2 protein-coding genes are annotated in these 1,095 nt (G+C 64.7%); both read left to right on the plus strand.

The window, feature by feature from the left end; genetic code table 11:
• Positions 1-505, plus strand: a 505-nt coding sequence (locus EOA27_RS37585; RefSeq protein ID WP_127258858.1) for an acyl-homoserine-lactone synthase, incomplete at its 5' end; no start/stop codon positions are given.
• Between the two features lie 12 nt (positions 506-517).
• On the plus strand, positions 518-1,095 hold a 578-nt coding region (locus EOA27_RS37590), incomplete at its 3' end, for an ATPase, T2SS/T4P/T4SS family (protein WP_189562345.1).

Consider the following 1,095-nt stretch of genomic DNA (forward strand, 5'->3'; position numbering starts at 1 on the left):
GGGCGGGCGAGAAACCGATGAATTCGATGCTCTGAAGCCAACATACATCCTGGCAATATCGTCGGCCTCCACCGTTGTTGGCTGCGCAAGGCTCCTGCCTGCGACCGGACCGAACATGATAGAGGCTTTGTTTCCCGACCTCGTGCAGTCCGGCGCGTTCAAGCCGCATCCTGCGATGATCGAGAGCTCGCGCTTCTGCGTCGACACCTCGCTCGATGAGGGGAGGGCAGGGGGCTCGCTCCACGACGCGACGCTCACCATGTTCGCCGCCATCATAGAGTGGTCGATGGGCAACGGATATCGCCAGATCGTCACCGGGACCGACCTTCGCATCGAGCGCATCCTCAATAGAGCTGGCTGGCCAATGAGGCGGGTAGGGGAGCCGCGGAGGCTCGGCGAGACGACCGCCATCGTCGGGATCCTACCGGCAGACCGCGCGAGCTTCGAGCGGGTGCGCCCGCCGTCATATCGCTCCGTCCTCTGCCCGAAGCTGCGTGCCGCCTGAGCGAAGATGCCTATGCCCCAGCTTCGCTCCCATCCACGACTGATCCGCAAGCTGCAGGAAGCGCTCGGCGATCAGCTCTGCGTCGCCCTCGATGATGCGACCGTCGTCGAGATCATGCTCAATCCTGATGGCCGGCTTTTCATCGAACGGTTGGGCCACGGCGTGGCGCCGGCCGGAGAGATGAGCGCCGCAACCGCCGAGGTCGTCATCGGCAGCGTGGCGCATGCGCTCCATTCGGAGGCAGACGATGATCGGCCGATCGTCTCGGGCGAGCTTCCCATCGGCGGGCACCGTTTCGAGGGGCTTCTGCCCCCAGTTGTCGCGGCTCCGACCTTCACCATTCGCCGGCGCGCGTCCCGGCTCATTCCACTCGACGATTACGTCGCGGCGAAGATCATGACCGAGCACCAAGCGTCCCTGATCCGCAACGCGATCGCCGCACGGATGAACATCGTCATCTCCGGCGGCACGGGCTCGGGCAAAACCACGCTCGCCAATGCGGTCATCGCCGAGATCGTCGAAACGGCTCCGGAGGATCGCATGGTGATCCTCGAGGACACCGCCGAGATCCAGTGCAAGGCCGAGAACGC

The sequence above is a fragment of the Mesorhizobium sp. M2A.F.Ca.ET.037.01.1.1 genome, from assembly GCF_003998075.1.
GTDB lineage: Bacteria > Pseudomonadota > Alphaproteobacteria > Rhizobiales > Rhizobiaceae > Mesorhizobium.